2 protein-coding genes and 1 pseudogene are annotated in these 1,485 nt (G+C 51.0%); 1 reads left to right on the top strand and 2 read right to left on the bottom strand.

Annotated elements, in window-relative coordinates; translation table 11 throughout:
- Positions 1 to 165: pseudogene (locus FOI68_RS22635) on the top strand (ATP-binding protein); the annotation flags it as partial.
- Positions 166 to 256: 91 nt separating this feature from the next.
- Here the strand turns inward: FOI68_RS22635 and istB are convergent.
- On the bottom strand, positions 257 to 1,042 hold the full coding sequence (istB, locus tag FOI68_RS22640) for an IS21-like element helper ATPase IstB (protein WP_029099487.1): 786 nt from the start codon (positions 1,040 to 1,042) through the stop codon (positions 257 to 259).
- On the bottom strand, positions 1,039 to 1,485 hold a 447-nt coding region (locus tag FOI68_RS22645), incomplete at its 5' end, for a Mu transposase domain-containing protein (protein WP_483296177.1). The genes FOI68_RS22645 and istB, both read right to left, overlap by 4 nt.

Below are 1,485 nucleotides of genomic sequence, written 5' to 3' on the forward strand. Positions count from 1 at the left end.
ATAGCGGAACGTCAAAAACGGAATATGGAGGTACGCACCAAACTCGCACACTTGCCTTACCGAAAAACGCTGGAGGAGTTCGATTTTGCTTTCCAACCCAGCATTGACGAACGGTTGATTCGAGAGCTGGCCACGATGACTTTTGTAACCCGACACGAGAATGTGTCAAGATCAAAAGAAAGCTCCTCAAAAAAATCAATCGAAAATTCCCCAGTAAGAGTTATTTTATACGCCCCTTAGGGGGCGGAAACAAGGACTACTCCTTTGGGTGTTCTTCATGCCCTTCTGGTCGGAAGAAACCCGCCTTTTTCTTTTCTTTGATGCGGTAACTTTCCCCCTTGATATTGATTGTGGTGGAATGATGCAGCAAACGATCCAGGATGGCTGTGGCCAGTATAGAGTCTCCAAAGATTTCTCCCCATGAACCATACGACTTGTTGGAAGTCAGGATGATAGAGCCGGTCTCGTATCGTTCGGAGATGATTTGGAAGAAGAAATGGGCTGCCGGTTCGTCCATCTTGCGATAGCCGATCTCATCGATGATCAACAGACGCGGCTTGGTGTACATGCGAATTTTTTGTTTGATCGTATGGTTCTGATCGGCCTGCTGAAGCGTTTGCACGAGATCATGGGCGGTTGTAAAATACACCGTATACCGCTGCTTAATCGCCTCCAAAGCCAGTGCAACGGCCAAATGTGTTTTCCCCACACCGGGCGGGCCGAGGAAAATGAGATTCTCCTGGTGCTCGATAAACCGAAGGGTCGCCAGATCCCGGATTCGCCGTTCATCGATGGATGGTTGGAAACGAAAGTCGAATTGATCCAGGGTCTTGTGAAAGGGCAAGTTGGCTAGACGTGTCCGGGTCCGGATATACCGATCCCATTTTGCCGCCAACTCCTCCTGCAGCAGCTTGTCCAGAAATTCCAGATACGATATATTGTGTTTGGAAGCTTCTTCGGCGTGGTGGTGAAGCACCTCGGGAATGCGAGTCCATCCGAATTGGTGGAAGGCATCCTCAAGACGTTCTTGCAGCCCAATCATTGGAGCCTCACCGCCTCGTCGAGGAATTGTTCATACACGGATAAGTTTCGTTCCAGCACTTCAGGGGCTGGTCGGTCAACAAGTTTGGGCATTGGGGCAGGAACTCGATGTTGACCGGTTGGGCGCAGTCCTTCGAAGTGCTTTTTGTTGATGACCAGCTGCCCTTTTTGGACGGCCTTGGGATGTTCAGCGATGAGTGTGTCTCCACTGTAAATCCGGATGCGTCCGTTCTTGTCGTCCTGGACATGCACGATTTGCCCCATAAAACGGAAGGGAACGGAGTAACGGTTGGCCTCAAACGATACCAGGCAGTCGGCTGATACCTTCCGAGCATGACGGTCGACGACCGCAAACGGCGTTGGGTTCATGGGTTTCAGCTTTTCCTCATGCCAGCGGTCAACCGGCCTGACGTGCGTGGTTCCATGAATCCTCACGTTAGCTAC

The sequence above is a fragment of the Brevibacillus sp. LEMMJ03 genome, from assembly GCF_007197875.1.
Taxonomy (GTDB): domain Bacteria; phylum Bacillota; class Bacilli; order Brevibacillales; family Brevibacillaceae; genus Brevibacillus; species Brevibacillus thermoruber.